Source organism: Pantoea sp. SGAir0418, from assembly GCF_043529865.1.
In genome coordinates this window covers 232,942-253,795 of record NZ_CP027912.1, presented here as the reverse complement: position 1 = coordinate 253,795, position 20,854 = coordinate 232,942, and the positions used below count along the sequence as shown (strand labels likewise).

The following is a 20,854-nucleotide window of genomic DNA, read 5'->3' as shown; positions in this document are numbered from 1 at the left end:
GGAGAAACGCAATGAAATTCAGCAATCACACCGTGCTGGTGACCGGCGCCAGTCGCGGTATTGGCGCCGCCATTGCCCAGGCCTTTGCCGCCGAAGGCGCGTTTGTCGTGGTCAACTATTTACGTAATCACGACGCCGCTGCGCAGGTGGTGGCGGCCTGTGAAGCACAGGGCGGGGGGGCACTGGCGATTGCCGCCGATGTGACCTGTGCCGCACAGGTAGCCGATATGATGCAGCAGATCGAGGCCGCTACCGGGCGACTGGATGTGGTGGTGAACAATGCCTTCGCACCTTATCGCTTCGATCCCGACCAGCGCCAGCGCTTCTGGGAAACGTCCTGGTCTGCTTACCAGACGCAGTTTGATGGCGCAGTGAACGCCTGCTACAACGTGTGTCAGGCGGCCTTGCCGCTGATGCGCCGCCGCGCGCGCGGCAGTATCATCAATCTGGTGAGTGATTTGATCGCCCGGCCAGCGGTGGCTTATCACGACTATATCACCGCAAAAGCCGCGCTGACGGGCTTTAGCCGGACGCTGGCGGCCGAACTGGGGGCGCTGGGCATTCGGGTGAACTGCGTGGCGCCGGGACTGGTGTATCCCACCGATGCCAGTCAGCATACGCCAGAAGCGGTCCGCCACGCGCTGACGGCGCAAACGCCGCTCGGACGACTGGCGCGCGCCGCGGATGTCGCCGGGCCAGTGCTGTTTCTGGCATCAGCATGGAGCGAATTTGTCACCGGCCAGACGCTGTATGTCGATGGCGGTTTGGTGATGCAGGACCATTAAGCCAGGCCGCCAGTCGCCGCACTGGCGACCTGCCACCGCCCTCCCGGTACCTCTATCCGTTATTCCGCCATGCCCACCGTCATGCAGCTATCTGCGCACTGCAGGCAAATTTCCGCACAGGTCTGACAGTGTGGATGCTGGTGCTTCTGGCACTCCCAACCAGCCAGCTGACAGGCCATCGACGTGATGGTACAGAGCTGCTCGCTCAGTTCACTCTGGGCAGCCAGCAGTTGGGCGGTTACGCGACACAGCGCCGCGCACTGCTGATTGAGCGTAATGCAGGGACTCATCTCACTGGCATCAGCATCCATCAGACAGGCGGCAGCACAGTGGTCGCAGGCGGTCGCGCAGCGATAGCACAGCGCAATACAGTCATTGAGGTCAGCGTTCATGCGTTTCCCTTAGCGTCAGGTTAATAGCGACGCAATAGTGAGCGTGAATGGAGAATTTAGCTAAAAGCGGGGTGATATCAAGCGGATAGCGGGTAATTAATCCATGTAAGGTGCATTGCGTATGCAATAATTCCTTAAATATTGTGGAGTTAGCCAATTGTAAGCTTGTGTATATATATCAGCCCGGGTAATTAACGCAGATTAAATAAAAGTGTACAACTCTGCGTGGCTTGTACAAATATAGGGTGCCTGAAGCTGATAGTTAAATAATCAATGATTTAATTTTAGGATAAATAAACTGAAAAGCGGTCGCCTGATAAGCGAAGCGGTAAATAACGCAGGATCGCTGAAGATTTGATCGATTAATTGTTTTCGGATGGGAAAATTACTCTCCTGACAAGATTAGACGTGCGTTTAAGCGAAGCGTAAACGCGATGTCAGGAGAGCACAGTGCAAAAAGTTATCGAGGTTAAATCAATACAAAGATGGGGAGTGGTTATTTACGACGACTGATCTTTCCTCCCTTCCTGCCGGCTTCAATGGCGCGCTGTGGGTCATTTTTGAAGTTACCACCACTGACCTGACCGCCTTTGCGGCCTGCTTCAGCCGCGCGCTCCTTATCGGCGGCGAAGTTGCCTGAACCCCCACGACGTTGCGTCACTTTTTCTTCCTCTTCAGGTTTCTTCTTTGGATCCTTCATTTTTTCCTCTCTGTTCATACCCGCATGAAGCAAAAATAAATGTAGCGATGTTTTTACCATAATCAAGCCAGGAATAATCTTAACTTTTAATTTACAGCACGTTGGTTGTTTAACGATGAGTCAATTCGGCTGATTTATTCCGGCAAATCATCTGGGGGGGGAATTGTTAACATTTTACTTTCATAAAGGGAAGCGTTCTTTTAGCGGCGCTAGTGTGAATTGATGACGTTGTGACAATTAACCGCTGTCGCATTTCTTAAAAACCTTTCTTGCACAGCCCGGCTTGCTTGCTACGTTTAATTAAGTTGTTCGCCTGGACTTAATTAGCGCTTCGCTTATTTTTCAGATAACCAGCCTGAAAGCGATGAGGTCAAAGCGTGCTGCCCGATCAGGGATCCGTCTCTGACGCCGTTGAGGTAGATCGCCCGTGTCATTCACTTTGGAGCAAACCATGACGAAGGAATCTGTATATCTGGACTGGCTGCGCGATGCGCATGCTATGGAGAAACATGCGGAGAGCCTGCTTAAGGCGGCTGCATCACGTCTGACGGATCATCCCGCGTTGCAGGCGCGTATTGAGCAGTATCTTGAGCAGAGCCGTGACCAGCAGCAGCAGGTGAAAACGCTGCTGCGCCAGTATGACAGCAGCTGGTCGGTGCTGAAGGAGTCGTTAGGCCGGATGTCGGTGGTCGGTCAGGCCGCCAGCGACATGCTGCAGGATGAAGAGGGCATCCGTGTGGCCGTCAGCAGCTACGTGTTCTGTAACTATAAAATCGCCACCTACTCGACGTTGCTGGTGGCCGCAGAGCAGGCGGAAGAGGGGGAGGATGTCAGGATCGTGCGGCGCATCCTGCAGCAGGAAAGCCAGATGGCCAGCTGGCTGCTGCAACTGCTGCCACAGGCGGCAGAAGAAGCCATTGTGCTGCGCACTGAACCTGAGCTTTCCGGCACGGATTAAGTCATCCTACGGCGCGCCCTAGAGATCAATCACCAGTTCCGCCGACTTGCTGCGCGAGCAGCACAAGGCGATGTACTGCTCCGGGGCGCTTTTTTCGCTGTCAGACTGCACGGTATCGCGGTGATCGATCTCTCCGGCGGTGACCCGCGTCAGGCAGGCGCCGCACATGCCCATCTCGCAGGAGAGCGGAACGTCGACGCCATGCTCCAGCAGCACCGTGGCAATGGTTTTGTCAGGTGGAATGGTACATTGCTGCCCACTGCGTGCCAGCGTCACGGTAAAGCCCTCTTCCGCGCCAGCCGTGCGGGCGACAGGTTTGAACGCTTCAGCGTGAATATTGGCGCTATCCCAGCCGCGCGCCAGCGCCTGCTGCTGCATGTGCGTCATAAACCCTTCCGGCCCGCACAGGTACAGATGCGTGTCGGCGGCAGCATCAAGCAGTTCCGCCGGTGGATAATCACGGGCGCTGCGGCCTTCGCTGCTGTACCAGATTTCACAAAATCCATGCTGAAAACGCTGCGCCAGTTCGGCGGCAAAAGCTTCATCACCGCGCTGGCGGACAAAGTAATGCAGCACAAAAGGCACGGCGGCGGCCTCCAGCGCCAGCGCCATGGCGTATAGCGGCGTAATGCCAATTCCTGCCGCCAGCAAAATGACTTTAGCGGCCGGTTGCAGAGGAAACAGGTTGCGCGGTGGCGAAATCGCAATCGTCTGGCCGGGGCGCAGCGTGTCGTGCACGTAGCGCGAGCCCCCGCGTGATTGCCCGTCGCGGGCAATACAGATTTGATAGCCGCGCGCGTCATCGCAGCGTCCGGTCAGTGAGTACTGACGTATCAGACCATCACGCAGGTGGACATCAATGTGCGCACCCGGTTGCCAGTCCGGCAGCGGCTGGCCATTTTCCGCCACCAGCGTGACGCTGAGATTGTGACGGCCCTGACGATACAGGCCATCCACCACCACATTCAGCAGATCACTCATCGTTGCCTCCTTACACCAGGAAAAATTCGCCGAAGCCCATGCGCTTCAGGCCGCGACGATAAGCAATGGAGCTGCGATCGGCAGGAATATGCGCTTCCAGAGCCAGGTCGAGCGGCAAACGCTCCGGCTGCTGGGTTTCCACCATCAGGCAATCTTCCTCGAACACGCGCTGATTGAAGGCGTGCACCTCTTCGACCGGGATGTGCAGGTCAAAATTACGCGCGATGGGCGCAAACATGCGCGTTTTGCGCGCTGATACCGGCGACGCGGCATTCATAATCACCAGGCGCGATTCGCCGGGGAAATGAATGGTCAGCGTGGCGGTAAACGGCAGATGCATCTCGAAATGACGCAGCCAGCTAAATCCTTCCGGCGCCTGCTGCGGACTGTCAGCGGCAAAGTTACTCACTGAGCTCCAGTAATCCACGGCAAAGCCGGTCTCGGTTTCGACCGGGTTATAGGCAGGTACTACCTGGTTGTTGGGATCGGCGAAGGTTTCCGTGTGCACCCAGGCGAAGTGCGCCACATCCAGAAAACCCTCCACCTGGCGTCCGGCAAAGCCGTTGACGTCAAAACCGGGGCAGTTGATCTGTTGAAAACCGGCATCATCCCAGTGCGGCATGGTGGGCAGCGGCGCGGGCTGGTCAGCATCCGGCGCGAGGCACACCCAAATCAGACCAAAGCGCTCTTCCACCGCGTAACTGATCAGATTGAGTTTGGCCGGAATCGGCTGATCGGGGCTGGACGGGATGCGATTGCAGCGGCCACCGGCACCGAAGCGCAAGCCGTGATAAGGGCAGACAATACCCTCTTCATCATGAAAACCCAGCGTCAGCGGGACGCCACGATGCGGGCAAACGTCGCGTGCCGCTACCACCTGACCCTGCAGACGATACAGCACCAGCTGCTCGTCAAGCAGCACCGCTTTGGTCGGTGCGCCGGCGATATCACAGGAACGGGCAACCGGATGCCACTGTCGCGCCAGACGCAGCCAGTCATCAGGTTCAAACGTGCAGTGTGCGGGAGGCGTAATGTTATTCATGCTGTTGTCCTGTCAGGTGCTCACACAAGGCGAAATAGAAGGCTTCATTTTTGTCAGGACATTGTTAATATGCTTGCCTGTGCAAATCCATCAGCAAGAATGCAGCCATGTGTTGCAAAAAACCGTACAGGTGAGCAATGAGCCCGTTTTCCCGCTTTGCCGTCTATTTTGCCGAAGTGGCGCGCAGCGGCAGTTTGCGCAAAGCCGCTGAGCAACTGCACGTTTCCGCTTCTGCCATTAACCGGCAGATTCTGCAGGCGGAAGAGAGTTTTGGTACGCCGCTGTTCGAACGTTTGCCGGAAGGGCTGCGCATGACCACCGCCGGAGAATTGCTGTATGACGATGTGATGCGCTGGCAGCGTGAGTTTCGCGTCACGCGGCAGCGTTTCGATGATATACAGGGACTTAAGCGCGGTAACGTCACGGCCGGGCTGGTGCAGTCGCTGACCAAAGGCAGCGTGGCAGACGCCATCGCCGATATCGCACGCCAGCATCAGTGGCTGCGGCTGGAGCTGACGGTGGACAACAGCCACCGCATCAGCCAGATGATTCGCCAGTCGGAAATCGATTTTGGCCTGATTCTCGATCCCGCCGGGCAGAGCGGACTTGAAGTGCTGGCGTTTGCCGAACTGGAGATGGGCGTGGTGATGGCCGCCGACCATCCGCTTAGCACGAGGCCGCTGCTGTCGCTCAGCGAACTCAGTCATGAGCGACACATTGTGCCTGGCGCCGCGCTGGTGGTCCACGAACGTGTCGATGCGCTGTACCGCAAGCAGGGCCTGGCGCCGGAAAACATTATCGCCTGTAACGACATCCGCCTGATTCGCAGCCTGATCGCGCAGGGCACCGGCATCAGCGTGCTGAGCCTGCTGGACGTAATGACCGAGGTGCAGGAGAACCAGCTCTGCTTTGTACCGCTCAGGCACAACGTGATGCGACCGCTGACCCTGGCGCTGTGTACTGCGCCGTCGCGCCAGCTATCGCGGGCGGCGCAGATGGTGATTCAGCGCATGACTGAGGTGATAGAGGCGATGGCCAGTGTCAGGCCCGCAGGCGGGCCGTAATCACGTTCAGTGCCCGGTTTCGGCATGCGGCGCGCGGGTTTTGCTGGCACCGGCACCGCCCGATGGACGGGCGATAATAATACCGAGAATACCGCCGACAATCAGCGCTATCGCCACAATCAGCAATCCTGAGTGATAACTCTGCGTCGCATCTTTCATTTTTCCCAGCAGCGGCGGTAAACCCAGTCCGACAAAGTTTGCCACCGTATTGATAAAGGCAATCGATGCCGCAGCGGCTACGCCAGCTAATTTTTCTGTGGTCACGGCCCAGAATATTGGCGTCAGGGCAAAGTTAAGCCCGACGGTCAAGACCAGCAAAATATAGGCGAGGAGCAGGCTGCCAGAATAAATCGCACCGGTTAATGCCAGGCCCGATAAAATTAATGGCAATCCCATATGCCAGGCGCGTTCACCGCTGCGATCGGAATGGCGTCCGTTTAAATACATAAATACGCAGGCCATCACAAAGGGCAGGGCGGATAACAGGCTGATAATAAAATTACTCTGCTCTGCGGCCATGCTTTTAATAATCAACGGCATGAACAACGTAATGCCGATGGAGCCGAACGCCTGTAAAAACCACACCAGACTAAGCAATAACACCGTACGATCTTTTAATGCCTGCAGCCAGGAGTGGTTCTTATTCAGGGTAACACCCAGATTATCCTGTTCGAGGCGCTGACGCAGCCAGTGTTTTTGCGGTGTAGTTAACCAGACAGCATCGTCGGGCTTATCGGGTAAGCGCCACAGCACCAGACAACCAAGCACCACCGCGGGAATGCCTTCCAGCGCGAAAAGCCAGCGCCAGCCTGCGATATCGGCAATGCCATGCATATTGAGAATGGCACCGGAAATGGGCAGACCAATAATCGACGCGCCCACCGATCCCATATAAAAGAAAGACATTGCACGTGCGCGGTTACTTTTAGGGAACCAGCAGGAAATATAATAGATAATACCCGGCGCAAAACCGGCTTCGGCCATACCGAGTAAAAAACGCATCACATATAACTGATTGGCGCTATGAACCAGCGCCATGCCGGTACTGACAATACCCCAGGTAATCATAATGCGCGCTATCCAGCGCCGGGCGCCGACTTTGGTCATAATGACATTGCTGGGAATTTCAAACAGAATGTAGGAAATATAGAACATGCCGACACCGAGGCCGTACATGCTGGTGGTAAGCCCGAGATCGGCATTCATTTGCAGCGCAGCGATAGAGATATTGGTTTTATCGAGATTAGCGACAAAATAACAGATCACGATAAACGGGATGATGCGCTTATTTAATTGACTCAACGTAGAACCAGAAACATCGGAACTTATCATATCCACCTCGTCACGCAGCATTACGCCACTCCGCGCCGGCAGACGGGCGCAAGGGCAGCGATGTCATGAATGATCTGTTTCGCTTGCTAAGCAATAAATGAAGTGCAGCCGAAAAATAAAAATCATTTTATTTCGGCCACGCGGCAGCATTAACTATGCCGATAGTGATGTTGCACATGAGCGATATAAATCGTCATGAGTTAGCAGTGTAGTACAATCTATTTTGATTGTACTACAATAGAGATCACAGATTGGACGATTGGCAGGCGTTAAACGATCGCGGCGTAATCACCGGTACCCTCCGGCCAGGGTGTGAGCAGGTCGAAGCCGGTATCCGTGACGGCGACAGTGTGCTCCCACTGCGCGGACAGGCAGCGATCTTTGGTCACCACCGTCCAGCCATCGGACAGCACGCTGGTGCCCGCTTTGCCGGCATTAATCATCGGCTCAATGGTAAAAATCATGCCAGCCTGCAGCGCCAGCCCCTGGCCCGGCGTGCCGTAATGCAGGATTTGTGGATCGCCGTGGTAGATCTCGCCAACGCCGTGACCGCAATACTCGCGTACCACGGAAAACCCGGCCTTTTCGGCGACCTGCTGAATAGCCGCACCGATATCGCCCAGCGTTGCACCGGGTTTCACCACCCGAATGCCTGCCACCATTGATTCATAGGTCACGTCAACCAGGCGCTTAGCGCGTACCGACGGATGACCAACGAAATACATACGGCTGGTGTCGCCGTACCAGCCGTCTTTGATGACCGCCACGTCGATATTAACGATGTCACCGTCTTTGAGCTTTTTCTCGCCCGGAATCCCGTGGCACACCACGTGATTGACCGAGGTGCAAACGGTACGGGTGTAACCCTGATAGCCAATGTTAGCCGGAATGACCTTTAGCTCATTGACAATATAGTCGTGACAGCGGCGATCCAGTTCATCGGTGGTAACGCCGGGTTTCACCCAGGGCGTGATCATCTCCAGCACTTTGGCGGCGGCGTGACCTGCGGCGCGCGCCCGTTCAATCTCTTCAGCGGTATGCAGTTTAATACTCATTGCGCGATTCCCTGCGGAATAAAGGAAGGTTGGTCAAGCAGCTGCGCCAGTTCAGCGCCGCCATCACGTTCGACCCGCATCAGCAGGCGTGTCAGTTCCTGATGGCTGAGCTGCGGATAAAGTTCGGCCAGCATGCCGATTTTCATCCAGTGCTCCGCCTGCGCGTTGATCGAACGACTGAGCGCCGTGCTGGCGATGCGCAGATTCTCATGCATTAAATCCGAAATTTTGACGATACCCATGGCTGGCCTTTATATGAAACGTATATGCTATGTATATAGCATATCCACAACGGCATGATTTGCAAGCTCAGATTTTCGCCTGTCGGTAAATTTGCGAAATTTGTCAGAAAATCAAAAACATTGTTTAGACCAATACGTTCTCGTCTCCACGCGGACCGGGATACTTTTTGGTCATAGAAAGATTTTTATGACCGGGTAGCCGCTGCGATTCTCGTGAAGAGAAATGAGGTGATACGAAAACGGCACGGCTTTTGCTTGACTCACTTTTTGGCATCAAAGGGTGGGGGAGCAATGGATGACGCACTGAGTTGGTTACAGGCCTCAAGGCAAAGCGATATTGCCAGCCTGCAACGCCTTCGCCAGACCGGCAAACTCATTACCACCGTCAGCGAGCTGGTGCATCAGCTTCAGCGCGAGCGGGGGGCGAGCAATCTGTGGATATGTTCAGAAGGCAGGCTTTACGGCGAGCAGCGGCTCGCCAGTGAGCAGGATGTGACGCGCTGCCAACGGGATTTTTGCCAGGCCTTACCCAGGGTTGAAGCCCAGCCGGGATACAGCCGCTTCTGCAACCTGATCGCCGCCGCGCTGCAGGCCCTGGCCGGATTACCGGCGTTGCGCCAGCAGATTACGCAACAGCAGATCGCGCACGCGCAGGCCGTTGCGGCGTTCAGTACCATTATCCGTAGCTTACTGAACCTGGTTTTTGAGGCCGCCGACACCGCCAGCCATCCTGACATTACCCGCGCGCTCATTGCGCTGTTCAGCTTTATGCAGGGCAAAGAGCTGACGGGACAGGAACGCGCCCTGGGAGCGGCCGGCTTTGCTGCCGGACAATTCAGCGCGGAGCAGCGCAGCGCCATGGTGGCCTTAATTGAAGCACAGGAACAAAGCTTTTCGACCTTCCAGCAGTTTGCCGATGAGGCGGTTTTACACCACTGGCAGCCGCTGGCGCAGGCCAGTCGTGAAATTGAACGACTGCGACGCATTGCCTGTACCGACGGTCGGCGGGACGACAGTGGCGCGCTGCACTGGTTTTCGCTGCTGTCACAGCGCATCGACCAAATGAAATTGCTGGAGGATCGGCTGTCAGCCACGCTGATGTTGCGCTGCCGCGAGGCGATCGCACTGGCACAGCATCAGGCAGCTGAACCTCTGCATGTGGCGCAGTCGGGCTGCGATTTTACATTATATGTCTCCGGGGTGGACTGGCTGCCCACCGAGTCCGGTGCGCTGAACAGCGACGGGCTGGCACCCCAGCTGGGTCGTTCACTGCTGTCGTTGATCACGGAGCAGTCTCAGCGTTTACAGCATCAGGCCAATGAGCTGGCCACCCTGCGCGCCACGCTGGAAGAGCGCAAACTGCTCGACCAGGCCAAAACCTGGCTGATGCAGCAGCATGGGCTGAGTGAAGAGCACGCCTGGCAACGGCTGCGTAAAAGCGCGATGGATCAGAATAAACGGCTACCGGAAATCGCCCAGGCGATCGTCACGGTGGCAGCCACAATGAAGAGATAACTCTAAAGCGTTAGCTGCACAATGCTTGTGCGTGGTCTGCGTCACAAACGTGCAAAATCGGTTAAAAAACCAGCCCGGCGAAAGCCCTGATCGCCACGCGCAGGGCCGTTTCAAAGCTGGCATGCAGTTTGCTTTACCCTATTAAGTGTATGCATTTGCTTTGCCAACGGCGGTAAAGCGAGTGCTTTTGGATAAAGGCGTCCATCTCCCTGTGAAAGCAGTGGAGAGGACGCCTTTTTTTATTTCCTGAGGGTGGCAAAAAATGAGCAAATCGCCAGTTTCACTGTCTCGACGTCAACTGCTGTTATCCAGCGCCGCCGCTGGCGGGCTGTGGCTGTTGCCGGGATTGCGCAACGCCGTATGGGCGGCGGGTTCCGATGCGCCAGAAAAAGCCACCGTGCGGGTGGGATTTATTCCACTGACCGACTGTGCGCCGGTCGTCATGGCCTCGGTGAAAGGCTTCGACAAAAAATATGGTCTGACGCTACAGCCCAGTAAAGAAGCCAGTTGGGCAGCCGTCCGCGACAAACTGATCTCCGGTGAGCTCGATGCGGCACACGTCCTGTACAGCATGATCTATGGCCTGCAACTGGGCGTTGCCGGCCCTCAGCATGCGATGGCGAACCTGATGACGCTCAATAACAATGGCCAGGCAATCTCCCTGTCGAACCAGCTTAAAGCGCAAAAGGTCACCGATGCCGCCAGCCTGAAAAAGACCATCGACAGCAAGGCCAAAGGCAGTCTCACCTTTGCGCATACCTTTCCGACCAGTACCCACGCGATGTGGCTCTACTACTGGCTGGCGAATGCCGGTATCAATCCATTTGATGACGTGCGCACTGTCGTCGTGCCGCCGCCGCAGATGGTGATGAATATGAAGATTGGCAATATGAGCGGCTTCTGTGTGGGCGAGCCGTGGAATCAGCGCGCTATCAGTGATGATATTGGTTTTACCGTCGCTACCAGTCAGCAGATTTGGCCCGATCACCCCGAAAAAATTCTTGGCACCCGCGCCGCGTGGGTGAAAGAGAACCCCAATACGGCGCGCGCGCTGACGGCGGCTGTCCTGGAGGCGGCACGCTGGATCGATGCCTCCGATGATAACCGCCGCGAAACGGCGCAGGTGCTGGCCGGACGCGCCTGGATCAACACCAAACCTGAGATTCTGCAGGGTCGCATGCTCGGCCAGTACGAAAACGGGCTGGGACAGAAATGGCAGGACCCGCATGCGATGCGCTTCTTCCATGACGGCAGCGTCAGTTTCCCGTATCTGTCCGATGGCATGTGGTTCCTCACCCAGCTTAAGCGCTGGGGAATGCTGACCGAGGATCCGGACTATCTGGACGTCGCAAAGCAGATCAACCGAATTGATATCTACAAACAGGCAGCGAGCGCCGTCGGCAACATCACGTTGCCCGGCAGTGAGATGCGCAGCAGCACCCTGATCGACGGCAAGGTGTGGGATGGCACGAATCCTGCCGTTTACGCCGCCAGCTTTGCCATTAACCACAAAGAGAGGTCGTGATGAAAAGCCAGACTCGCTCCCTGACGCAGCCTGAGACGCTGCCCACCCGGGCCACGGTGGTGCCCCTTCAGGTCACGCCAAAAAAGATGCGCTCGCCTGCGCGCCTGCGTCCGTTTTTGCAGCGTGCCATTCCCGCGCTGTGCGGTGTGATGCTTCTGCTTCTGATCTGGCAGATCGCGGCCCTTTCCAGCAAAGGCTTTCCCGGCCCGTACGCCACCTGGGAAGCGGCGAAAATCCTGTTCGCCGATCCGTTCTATAACAACGGCCCTAACGATCAGGGCATCGGCTGGAATGTGCTGGCCTCGCTGCAGCGCGTCGCTATCGGCTTTGGCCTGGCCGCGCTGGTGGGGATTCCCACAGGCTTTCTGCTGGGGCGTTTTGCCTTTGTGGCACGCATGTTCAATCCGGTTATCGCGCTACTGCGTCCGGTCAGCCCGCTGGCCTGGCTGCCTATCGGCCTGCTGCTGTTCCAGCGCGCCGAACCGGCCTCCAGCTGGACCATTTTTATCTGTTCTATCTGGCCGATGATTATTAATACCGCCGAAGGTGTACAGCGCATTCCACAGGATTACCTCAATGTGGCGCGCGTGCTGCAACTGTCGGAATGGACCATCCTGCGCCGCATCCTGTTTCCCGCCGTTCTGCCTGCGGTGCTGACCGGGGTCCGCCTGTCGATTGGTATCGCCTGGCTGGTGATCGTGGCTGCCGAAATGCTGACGGGAGGCCTGGGGATCGGCTTCTGGATCTGGAACGAGTGGAACAACCTCAATGTTGAAAACATCCTGATTGCCATTTTGCTGATTGGCGTCGTCGGCCTGCTACTGGAGCAGGGACTGATGCTGCTGGCGCGTCGCTTTAGCTGGGATAAATAAGGGGAACACTATGCAACCTATCATTCGTGTACAGCAGGTCAGCCAGCGTTTTACCACTTCCGGCGGCGATTTTCTGGCGCTCGATAATGTCAGTTTTGATATTCATCAGGGGGAAACCCTGAGCCTGATCGGCCACTCCGGCTGTGGTAAATCCACGCTGCTCAACCTGATCGCCGGTTTAACCCGACCTACCAGCGGCGTCCTGTTATGCGATAACCGCGAAGTCACCGGCCCCGGCCCTGAGCGCGCCGTTGTGTTTCAAAACCACTCGCTGTTGCCCTGGCTGACGGCGTATCAGAACGTTGAGCTGGCGGTAGAGCAGGTGTTTAAAGGCAAGATGAACAAGGCGGAAATGCGTGACTGGATCGAGCACAACCTGAACCAGGTGCAAATGAGTCATGCCATGCATAAACGCCCCGGCGAGATCTCCGGCGGCATGAAGCAGCGTGTCGGTATCGCCCGCGCGCTGGCAATGAAACCTCGCGTGCTGCTGCTCGACGAACCCTTCGGTGCGCTGGATGCCTTAACGCGCGCGCATCTGCAGGACAGCGTCATGCGCATCCAGCAGGCGCTGAACACCACCATCGTCCTGATTACCCATGATGTGGATGAAGCCGTGTTGCTGTCCGATCGGGTACTGATGATGACCAACGGTCCGGCGGCGCAGGTGGGCGATATCCTGACGATCGACCTGGTCCGGCCGCGTTCACGCGTGGCGCTGGCGGATGACGTGCGTTATCACCAGCTGCGCCAGAAAGTGCTGCATTTTCTCTACGAAAAACAGACTTCGGCGGCATAAGGACGACACCATGAGACAACGGCTGCTGGTTGCGGGTAACGGGATGGCGGGCATGCACATGGTAGAAACTCTGTTGCAGCTGGCGCCGATGCGTTACGACATCACTGTGATTGGCCGTGAGCCGCACGGCAACTATAACCGTGTGCTGTTGTCGCCGCTGCTGGCCGGAGAAACCACCGTTGAGCAAACGCTGATCCACGACCCTGACTGGTATCACCGTCACGGCATAACATTGCGGGTGGGAGAGACGGTGGAACAGGTGAATATTGCTGAGCGCACCTTACGCACCGACCAGCGCCTGCTGCACTGGGACCGCCTGGTACTGGCGACCGGATCGCAGCCCTGCAGGCCGTCTGTTCCAGGCAGCGACCTGCCGCATGTCAGCACGTTTCGCACGCTGCAGGATGTGAACACTTTGCTGGCCGGGCACGGTCCGGTAGTGGTGGTCGGTGGGGGCTATCTGGGTATTGAAGCCGCCGCCGGACTTCAGGCGCAGGGACGTCAGGTCACGCTGATTCATCGTCAGTCACGTTTGCTGGACAGACAGCTGGATATCAGGGCAGGGGAATTACTGCTGGCTCAGCTCCGGGCGCGCGGCATTCGCTGTGAACTGAATGCCAGCCTTGCGGCGATCCGCACGGATAGCGTGATCCTCCACGATGGCCGTGTGCTGGCGGCGCAGCAGGTGGTGATGGCCATTGGTGTCCAGCCGGCGATCGCCCTGGCGCAGGCCGCCGGTATTCCCTGTCAGCGCGGCATTCTGGTGGATCGCCAGTTGCGCACTGCGCACGCCGGAATTTATGCCGTAGGCGAATGTTGTGAAATCAGCGGCGAGACCTTCGGTCTGGTCGCGCCCTGTCTGGCCCAGGCAAAGATTCTGGCGGCGCAACTGGCCGATCGGCCTCAGGGAGATTTCTACAGTGCGGCCACGGGCACCCGTCTCAAAGTCAGCGGCATTTCCCTGTTTAGCGCTGGTGACGTTCGCGAAGCTCCGTCTGTCACCAGTTTTGACCCGATCGCCGGGCACTATCGCCGCCTGTTCCTCAAAGACGGCCGACTGAACGGCGTGCTGCTGTATGGCGACTGCCAGCAAAGTGGCGCGCTGCTGAACCAACTCCATAATGCCGGACCGGTTTCTGTGAATACGCTGTTCGGCCTTGATGAACCTGAAACGCAGCCGCTGGCTGCAGGAAACCCTGTGATGAGCCAAACGAAACCTGTATTAGCCGTGGTGGGTCACGGCATGGTCAGCCACCATTTTCTGGAGCAGCTGGTCGCCCGTAACCTGCATCAGCATTATCACATTGTGGTCTACGGCGAAGAGCGCTATCAGGCTTACGATCGGGTTCACCTTTCTGAGTATTTCATCGGTAAAACGGCAACAGAGTTGTCGCTGGTGAGCGAGGATTTTTTTGCCCGGAACGCAATTGAACTGCGCAGCGGTTGCCGGGTAGAGGCGATCGATCGCCAGCAGCGCAGCCTGCGTGACAGCGCGGGACGTGAGCTGGCCTGGGATAAGCTGGTGTTGGCCACCGGCTCCCGCGCCTTTGTACCACCGGTACCCGGCCATGACGCCGGGCGCTGCTTTGTCTACCGCACGCTGGACGATCTGGATGCCATCGCAGCTTGTGCCCGCCAGAGTCAGCGCGGCGTGGTGATCGGCGGCGGGCTGCTGGGGCTGGAAGCCGCCAATGCGCTGAAGCAGCTGGGGCTGGAGACGTACGTGGTTGAGTTTGCGCCGCGCCTGATGGCCGTGCAGCTGGACGACGGCGGGGCGCTGATGCTGCGGCAAAAGATCGACTCGCTGGGCGTGACGGTGCATACCTCGAAGCAGACCGAACAGATTGCCACCCAGCCTGACGGCAGTCTGGTGCTGCACTTTGCCGATGGCGGCGAGCTGACTACCGATCTGGTGCTGTTCTCTGCCGGTATCCGCCCGCGTGATGAGCTGGCCCGGAGCGCCGACATCAGCGTGGGGCCGCGCGGCGGCATTACCATCAATGATCAATGCCAGACGAGTGACAGCGACATTTATGCTATCGGCGAATGCGCGTTGTGGAACGGGCAGATTTTTGGCCTGGTAGCGCCTGGCTACCAGATGGCGCGTGTGCTGGCCGGGCATCTGGCGGCCGAACCGGCGCAGTTCACCGGTGCCGACATGAGCACTAAACTGAAGCTGCTGGGCGTAGAAGTCGCCTCCTTTGGCGATGCGCACGGCAAAACGCCGGGCAGCCTGAGCTACCACTGGGCCAACGGGCCAAAAGGCATTTACAAGAAGATCGTGGTTAGCGCCGACAATGCACGACTGCTGGGCGGCGTGCTGGTGGGAGACAGCAGCGACTATGCCACGCTCCTGCAAATGATGTTAAACGCCATGCCGCTGCCGACGGCAGCGGAAGCGCTGATTTTGCCTGCGTTGAATGGCGCGCCGGCCAAAGGGTTGGGCGTCGCTGCGCTGCCGGACAGTGCCCAGGTGTGTTCCTGCCATAACGTCAGTAAAGGCGATATCTGCCATGCGGTGCAAAGTGGCTGTGGCGATATGGCCAGTATAAAAAGCTGCACTAAAGCCGCAACAGGCTGTGGCGGCTGCGCCGCGCTGGTAAAACAGGTGATGGAGCTTCAGCTGGAAAACCTGGGCGTCGCTGTTAAAAAAGACATCTGTGAGCACTTCGCCTATTCCCGTCAGGAGCTGTATCACCTGATCCGTATTAATGGCATCAAAACCTTTGACGATCTGCTGGCCAGCCACGGACGGGGTTGTGGTTGCGAGGTATGCAAACCGCTGGTGGGGTCGCTACTGGCCTCGTGCTGGAACGATTACCTGCTGAAACCGGCACATTTACCGTTACAGGACACGAATGACCGTTACTTTGCCAATATCCAGAAAGATGGCACCTATTCGGTCGTACCGCGCGTGCCGGGGGGCGAGATCACGCCACAGGGCCTGATTGCCATCGGCGAAGTGGCCGTGCGTTACGATCTCTATACCAAAATTACCGGCGGCCAGCGTATCGATCTGTTTGGTGCGCGGCTGGACCAGCTGCCTGCTATCTGGGAAACCCTGCTGGAAGCCGGTTTTGAAACCGGTCATGCCTACGGAAAATCCCTGCGTACGGTGAAATCCTGCGTCGGCTCGACCTGGTGCCGTTATGGCGTGCAGGATTCTACCGCCTTCGCCATCGCGCTGGAGAACCGGTATAAGGGCCTGCGCGCACCGCATAAGATCAAGATGGCGGTGTCCGGCTGCACCCGCGAATGTGCGGAAGCACAAAGTAAAGATATCGGGGTCATCGCCACGGAAAACGGCTGGAACCTGTACGTCTGCGGCAATGGCGGCATGAAGCCGCGCCATGCGGAACTGTTTGCCAGCGATCTGGACGATGACACGCTAATCCAGTACGTCGACCGGATTCTGATGTTCTACGTGCGCACGGCGGATCGCCTGCAGCGTACCAGCGTCTGGATGGATAACATGGAGGGCGGGCTGGACTACCTGCGTGAGGTGGTGATTCATGACAGCCTGGGGATCGCCGCCACGCTGGAACAGGAAATGCAACAGGTGGTGGACACCTGGCAATGCGAATGGCAGACCACGCTGGCCGATCCCTCGCGACGTGCGCTGTTTACCGCCACAGTGAACAGCGATCAGCCGGATGAAACGCTGCACTATGCACGCGTGCGCGGACAGCGCCAGCCACACAAGGCCAGTGGTATTCCCCTGATGCATCTGCCCGCCGAACCCTGGAGCGAAATCTGCCCACTGGAGGCCATTCCGCCAGAGGCCGGCATCGGAGCCCGTCTTGGCAGCGTCCGTATTGCCTTATTCCGCATGGGTGATGACTGTTATGCGCTGGAGGATCGTGAGCCGGGCAGCGAAGCCAGCGTACTGTCACGCGGTATCCTTGGTGATGTTGCGGGGGAGCCGGTGGTGATCTCGCCGCTTTACAAACAGCGTGTACGCCTGCGTGACGGACAGAGCCTTGATAATCCCCAGCATCAGCTGCGTTGCTGGCCGGTTAAACTGGAGGACGGCCAGGTCTGGGTCGCAAACCGTCCGCTTAACCTGATGGCGCAGGCATCATGAAAACTACCTGCGCTTATTGCGGGGTGGGCTGCGGCGTCGAGGTCACGCAGCCGCAGAGCGCGTCGCCTCAGGTCAGTGGCGATACCCGTCATCCGGCGAATGCCGGGCGGCTATGCGTAAAGGGCGCGGCACTGGGCGAAACCCTGACACAGGCCGGACGGTTGCTGCATCCTCAGCTTCATCACCAGCGGGTCAGCATGGAGACGGCACTGGATGCCGCGGCTGATGGTTTGCGCAGGATTATCGATGCGCATGGCCCGGAGGCAGTGGCTTTCTACGGTTCCGGCCAGTTGCTCACGGAAGATTACTATGTGGCGAACAAGCTGATGAAAGGCTTTCTCGGCGTCGCCAACATCGATACCAATTCACGCCTGTGTATGGCCTCCGCGGTGACAGGCTATAAGCGGGCATTTGGGGCGGATGCCGTACCGTGCTGTTACGAGGATCTGGATGAGGCCGAGGTAGTCATTCTTGTCGGCTCGAACGCCGCCTGGGCCCATCCGGTGCTGTTTCAGCGCCTGAAACAGGCAAAAGTGCAGCGCCCTGAGATGCAGGTTGTGGTTATCGATCCGCGCCGCACGGCCAGTTGTGAATTCGCCGATCTGCATTTACCGCTCCGGCCGGGCAGCGATCCGGCCCTGTTCTCGGGCCTGCTGCACTGGCTGGAACAGCATGACGGCATTGACGTCACGATGCTGCCGCATCTGGACGGTGTAGACACAACCTTACGGGCCGCGCGGCAGTGGGATGGTGCGGCGGTGGCAGCCCATTGTGATATCAGCCAGGAAGTGATCGCTGCGTTCTACCAGTTGTTCGCCCGGCATGAGCGCGTACTGACCTTATGGTGCATGGGCATTAACCAGTCACAAAGCGGCAGTGACAACAACAATGCTATTCTCAATGCGCACCTGCTGAGCGGCAAGATTGGCCGACCCGGCTGCGGCCCGTTTTCGCTGACCGGACAGCCGAATGCGATGGGCGGGCGGGAAGTAGGGGGGCTGGCCAACCAACTGGCGGCGCATATGAGTTTCACCGCAGAAGATTGCGACCGTTTACAGCGTTTCTGGCGCAGTCCGCGTATGGCGCGTGAGCCCGGCCTGACGGCGGTTGATCTGTTTGACGCCATTGACCGTGGAGCAATCAAAGCTGTGTGGATTATGGGCACCAATCCGGCGGTTTCGATGCCAGAAGGCAATCGCATTGCCCGGGCGCTGGCTGCCTGTCCGCTGGTAATTGTGTCAGACGTGCTGGCGCAAACGGATACCACCGCCTTTGCGCATATTTTGCTACCCGCACAGGGCTGGGGGGAAAAGAACGGCACCGTGACCAATTCTGAACGCCGGATTTCCCGTCAGCGCGCGTTTATGCCTCCGACCGGAGAAGCTAAACCGGACTGGTGGTTACTCGCGCAGGTCGCCCAGCGTCTGGGCTTTCATGAAGGCTTTACCTGGACGCATCCGGCAGCCATCTTCCGCGAACATGCGGCGTTGTCGGGGTTTGAGAACAACGGCCAGCGCGCCTTTGATATCAGCGGTCTGGCCGGTATGAGCGACGCACAGTGGGATGCGATGAAGCCGGTACAGTGGCCAATCAACGCTCGTTATCCCGAGGGCTGCGCCCGGCTGTTTAGCGACCGGCACTTTTACCATCCTGATGGTAAAGCCCGCCTGTTGCCACCGGCCACGCCGCAGCCAGTGGTGTGCGAAACGGCTTACCCGTTATTAATGAACAGCGGACGGATCCGCGATCAGTGGCACACCATGACGCGTACCGGCCTGGTTCCCCGGCTCATGCAGCATTGTGATGAGCCATTTGCAGCCCTGCATCCGCAGGACGCACAACGCTATGGCCTGTGCGCGGGCGCACTGGCACGGGTGCAGTCCGACGCGGGCTGGGTGACGGTGCGTGTGACGCTGGACAGCGGTCTGCGGCGCGGTGAGATCTTTGTCCCTATGCACTGGAACCGACAGTTCAGCCTGCAGGGCACGGTTGGCGGACTGGTGGCTTCAACCCGCTGTCCAGTCTCGGCACAGCCTGCATTTAAACAAACCGCTGTGCGTATCCACCCGCTCAACGCCAGCTGGCAGGGCTGGCTCTGGCAGCGCGACGCAAGCCCGCCTGATGCGCTGCGCTACTGGGCGCGAACACCCTATGAGGGCGTGCAACGCTTTAGCGTGGCTGGAGACGGTTCACCAGAACAGTGGCTCATGGCAACGATCCCGCTGGCCGGGCTGCAACTGCAAACCGCTCATGCGGCGGAACCGCATTACCGCCTGCTGGCCTGGCGTAACGGTGAGCTGCACCTGGTCTTTTATGCAGGCGCGTCTTTACCCGAGATCAATCATGACTGGGTTGCGCAGGCTTTTCGCCAGGCACCTGTGAATGCGGCGGACCGGCATGCTCTGCTGGCGGGACAATCGGCACAACGTGCCGTGGCTGGCCGGACGATCTGTAGCTGCTTTGGCGTTGGGGAAAACACCATCTTACAGGCGATTAAACAGGGCTGTCACAGCACTCAGGCACTGGGTAACGCACTCAACTGTGGTAACAACTGCGGCTCCTGCCTGCCGGAGCTAAAACACCTTTTGCTTTCCGTTGCTGTACCGGAGGAAGAATGATGATTGCGATCAATCCTTTAGATAAACTGCTGGCGCCGGACAACGCGTCCAGCCCTGGCAAAGTCTGGCTGGTAGGGGCCGGACCGGGGGATGTGGAACTACTGACAGTCAAGGCGCTGCGCCTGCTGCAACGTGCGGATGTCGTGGTCTATGATCGCCTGGTCAGCGAAGCGGTGATGGCGGAAGTCGCCAGCAGCGCACTCTGTATCGACGTAGGTAAACAGCCGGGCCATCACGGCCTGAAGCAGGCACAGATTAATCAACTGCTGGTGGACCTGGCTGCCAGCGGGCGCAATGTCGTACGTTTAAAAGGCGGCGATCCCTTTATCTTTGGCCGTGGCGGTGAAGAGATGGTCAGTCTGCAACAGGCGAATATTGTCTGCGAAGTGGTGCCCGGCATTACCGCCGCCGTGGGCTGTGCGGCTGCCAGCGGCATTCCACTGACGCACCGTGACTGTGCCCAGTCATTGCGCTTTATCACCGGACACGGGCGCAGCGGCGAGCCGCAGTTGGATGCGGCGGCGCTGACCGCAACCAATCAGACGCTGGTGTTTTACATGGGGTTAAGCTGGAGCAGCGTGATTAGCGCCCGGTTACGGGAATATGGCCGCAGTGAGGCAACGCCGGTGGCGATCATTGAGAACGGTACGCGTCAGAACCAGCGGGTGCTGATCACCACGCTGGCCGGGTTGCCTGAAACTGTTGAGCAGCAAAAACCGGTGTCGCCGTCGTTACTGATTGTGGGCGATGTGGTGCGCTATTACCGGGCTGATCGAGTCGCAGCGCATGGGGAGGAGTTGGCGTTAAGTGATAGTGCAGTGCAGTGATGCTTAACGTGCCGAAGGAAGGGACACGGTTTTTACGGCTGGGGGATGAGACGGTCGCAAAAG

At 58.1% G+C, this 20,854-nt stretch carries 17 protein-coding genes; 10 read left to right on the top strand and 7 right to left on the bottom strand.

Going from position 1 to position 20,854, the window contains the following annotated elements; all coding sequences use genetic code 11:
* Nucleotides 1-11: 11 nt before the first annotated feature.
* On the top strand, nucleotides 12-785 hold the full coding sequence (locus C1N84_RS20165) for an SDR family oxidoreductase (protein ID WP_264444430.1): 774 nt from the start codon (nucleotides 12-14) through the stop codon (nucleotides 783-785).
* 59 nt (nucleotides 786-844) lie between these two features.
* Here C1N84_RS20165 and C1N84_RS20160 read toward each other — a convergent pair whose 3' ends face one another.
* Together C1N84_RS20160 and C1N84_RS20155 are read right to left on the bottom strand one after the other, a co-directional pair.
* On the bottom strand, nucleotides 845-1,177 hold the full coding sequence (locus C1N84_RS20160) for a four-helix bundle copper-binding protein (RefSeq protein WP_104187739.1): 333 nt from the start codon (nucleotides 1,175-1,177) through the stop codon (nucleotides 845-847).
* Nucleotides 1,178-1,673: 496 nt separating this feature from the next.
* A complete protein-coding gene (locus C1N84_RS20155; protein ID WP_010615780.1) occupies nucleotides 1,674-1,838 on the bottom strand; it encodes a con-10 family general stress protein in 165 nt (54 codons plus the stop codon).
* Nucleotides 1,839-2,328: 490 nt separating this feature from the next.
* On the opposite strand from C1N84_RS20155, the gene C1N84_RS20150 reads away from it, so the two are divergent.
* Entirely contained in the window at nucleotides 2,329-2,835 is a 507-nt protein-coding gene (locus tag C1N84_RS20150) for a DUF892 family protein (protein ID WP_058781369.1), read from the top strand.
* A gap of 18 nt (nucleotides 2,836-2,853) precedes the next feature.
* On the opposite strand, the gene C1N84_RS20145 is transcribed toward C1N84_RS20150, so the two are convergent.
* Together C1N84_RS20145 and hpxD are read right to left on the bottom strand one after the other, a co-directional pair.
* Nucleotides 2,854-3,816, bottom strand: coding sequence for a PDR/VanB family oxidoreductase (locus C1N84_RS20145; RefSeq protein ID WP_104187741.1), 963 nt, complete (start codon nucleotides 3,814-3,816; stop codon nucleotides 2,854-2,856).
* A gap of 10 nt (nucleotides 3,817-3,826) precedes the next feature.
* Nucleotides 3,827-4,858 carry a molybdenum cofactor-independent xanthine hydroxylase subunit HpxD gene (gene hpxD, locus C1N84_RS20140; RefSeq protein WP_264444434.1) on the bottom strand — a complete coding sequence of 344 codons (1,032 nt, stop codon included), beginning with the start codon at nucleotides 4,856-4,858 and terminating at the stop codon, nucleotides 3,827-3,829.
* 137 nt (nucleotides 4,859-4,995) lie between these two features.
* Here hpxD and C1N84_RS20135 point away from each other — a divergent pair, with 137 nt between their 5' ends.
* Nucleotides 4,996-5,922: a LysR family transcriptional regulator gene (locus C1N84_RS20135; protein WP_264444436.1), complete on the top strand. Its 927-nt coding sequence runs from the start codon at nucleotides 4,996-4,998 to the stop codon at nucleotides 5,920-5,922.
* Between the two features lie 6 nt (nucleotides 5,923-5,928).
* Here C1N84_RS20135 and C1N84_RS20130 read toward each other — a convergent pair whose 3' ends face one another.
* The 3 genes from C1N84_RS20130 to C1N84_RS20120 form a co-directional block, all read right to left on the bottom strand.
* Nucleotides 5,929-7,254: an MFS transporter gene (locus C1N84_RS20130; protein ID WP_394541919.1), complete on the bottom strand. Its 1,326-nt coding sequence runs from the start codon at nucleotides 7,252-7,254 to the stop codon at nucleotides 5,929-5,931.
* A 269-nt stretch (nucleotides 7,255-7,523) separates the two neighbouring features.
* Nucleotides 7,524-8,309, bottom strand: coding sequence for a type I methionyl aminopeptidase (gene map, locus C1N84_RS20125; protein WP_264444438.1), 786 nt, complete (start codon nucleotides 8,307-8,309; stop codon nucleotides 7,524-7,526).
* A complete protein-coding gene (locus C1N84_RS20120; RefSeq protein WP_010615787.1) occupies nucleotides 8,306-8,551 on the bottom strand; it encodes a ParD-like family protein in 246 nt (81 codons plus the stop codon). The genes map and C1N84_RS20120 overlap by 4 nt, the downstream gene beginning before the upstream one ends.
* A 291-nt stretch (nucleotides 8,552-8,842) precedes the next feature.
* On the opposite strand from C1N84_RS20120, the gene C1N84_RS20115 reads away from it, so the two are divergent.
* The 7 genes from C1N84_RS20115 (at nucleotide 8,843) to cobA (ending at nucleotide 20,791) form a co-directional block, all read left to right on the top strand.
* Nucleotides 8,843-10,066, top strand: coding sequence for a nitrate regulatory protein (locus C1N84_RS20115; protein ID WP_021508714.1), 1,224 nt, complete (start codon nucleotides 8,843-8,845; stop codon nucleotides 10,064-10,066).
* A gap of 262 nt (nucleotides 10,067-10,328) precedes the next feature.
* Nucleotides 10,329-11,591, top strand: a complete 1,263-nt coding sequence (locus C1N84_RS20110) for a CmpA/NrtA family ABC transporter substrate-binding protein (protein WP_058770491.1) — start codon at nucleotides 10,329-10,331, stop codon at nucleotides 11,589-11,591.
* Nucleotides 11,591-12,463: a nitrate ABC transporter permease gene (gene ntrB / locus C1N84_RS20105; RefSeq protein WP_058758656.1), complete on the top strand. Its 873-nt coding sequence runs from the start codon at nucleotides 11,591-11,593 to the stop codon at nucleotides 12,461-12,463. Before C1N84_RS20110 ends, ntrB begins: the two co-directional genes overlap by 1 nt.
* Nucleotides 12,464-12,473: 10 nt before the next feature.
* Nucleotides 12,474-13,262, top strand: coding sequence for an ABC transporter ATP-binding protein (locus C1N84_RS20100; RefSeq protein ID WP_021508711.1), 789 nt, complete (start codon nucleotides 12,474-12,476; stop codon nucleotides 13,260-13,262).
* Between the two features lie 10 nt (nucleotides 13,263-13,272).
* On the top strand, nucleotides 13,273-17,346 hold the full coding sequence (nirB, locus tag C1N84_RS20095; RefSeq protein ID WP_264444445.1) for a nitrite reductase large subunit NirB: 4,074 nt from the start codon (nucleotides 13,273-13,275) through the stop codon (nucleotides 17,344-17,346).
* The gene (locus C1N84_RS20090; protein ID WP_394541903.1) at nucleotides 17,343-19,964 is read left to right on the top strand and encodes a nitrate reductase; all 2,622 of its coding nucleotides are present in this window, start codon (nucleotides 17,343-17,345) and stop codon (nucleotides 19,962-19,964) included. Before nirB ends, C1N84_RS20090 begins: the two co-directional genes overlap by 4 nt.
* The gene (gene cobA / locus C1N84_RS20085; RefSeq protein ID WP_104187748.1) at nucleotides 19,961-20,791 is read left to right on the top strand and encodes a uroporphyrinogen-III C-methyltransferase; all 831 of its coding nucleotides are present in this window, start codon (nucleotides 19,961-19,963) and stop codon (nucleotides 20,789-20,791) included. Before C1N84_RS20090 ends, cobA begins: the two co-directional genes overlap by 4 nt.
* Nucleotides 20,792-20,854 lie beyond the last annotated feature (63 nt).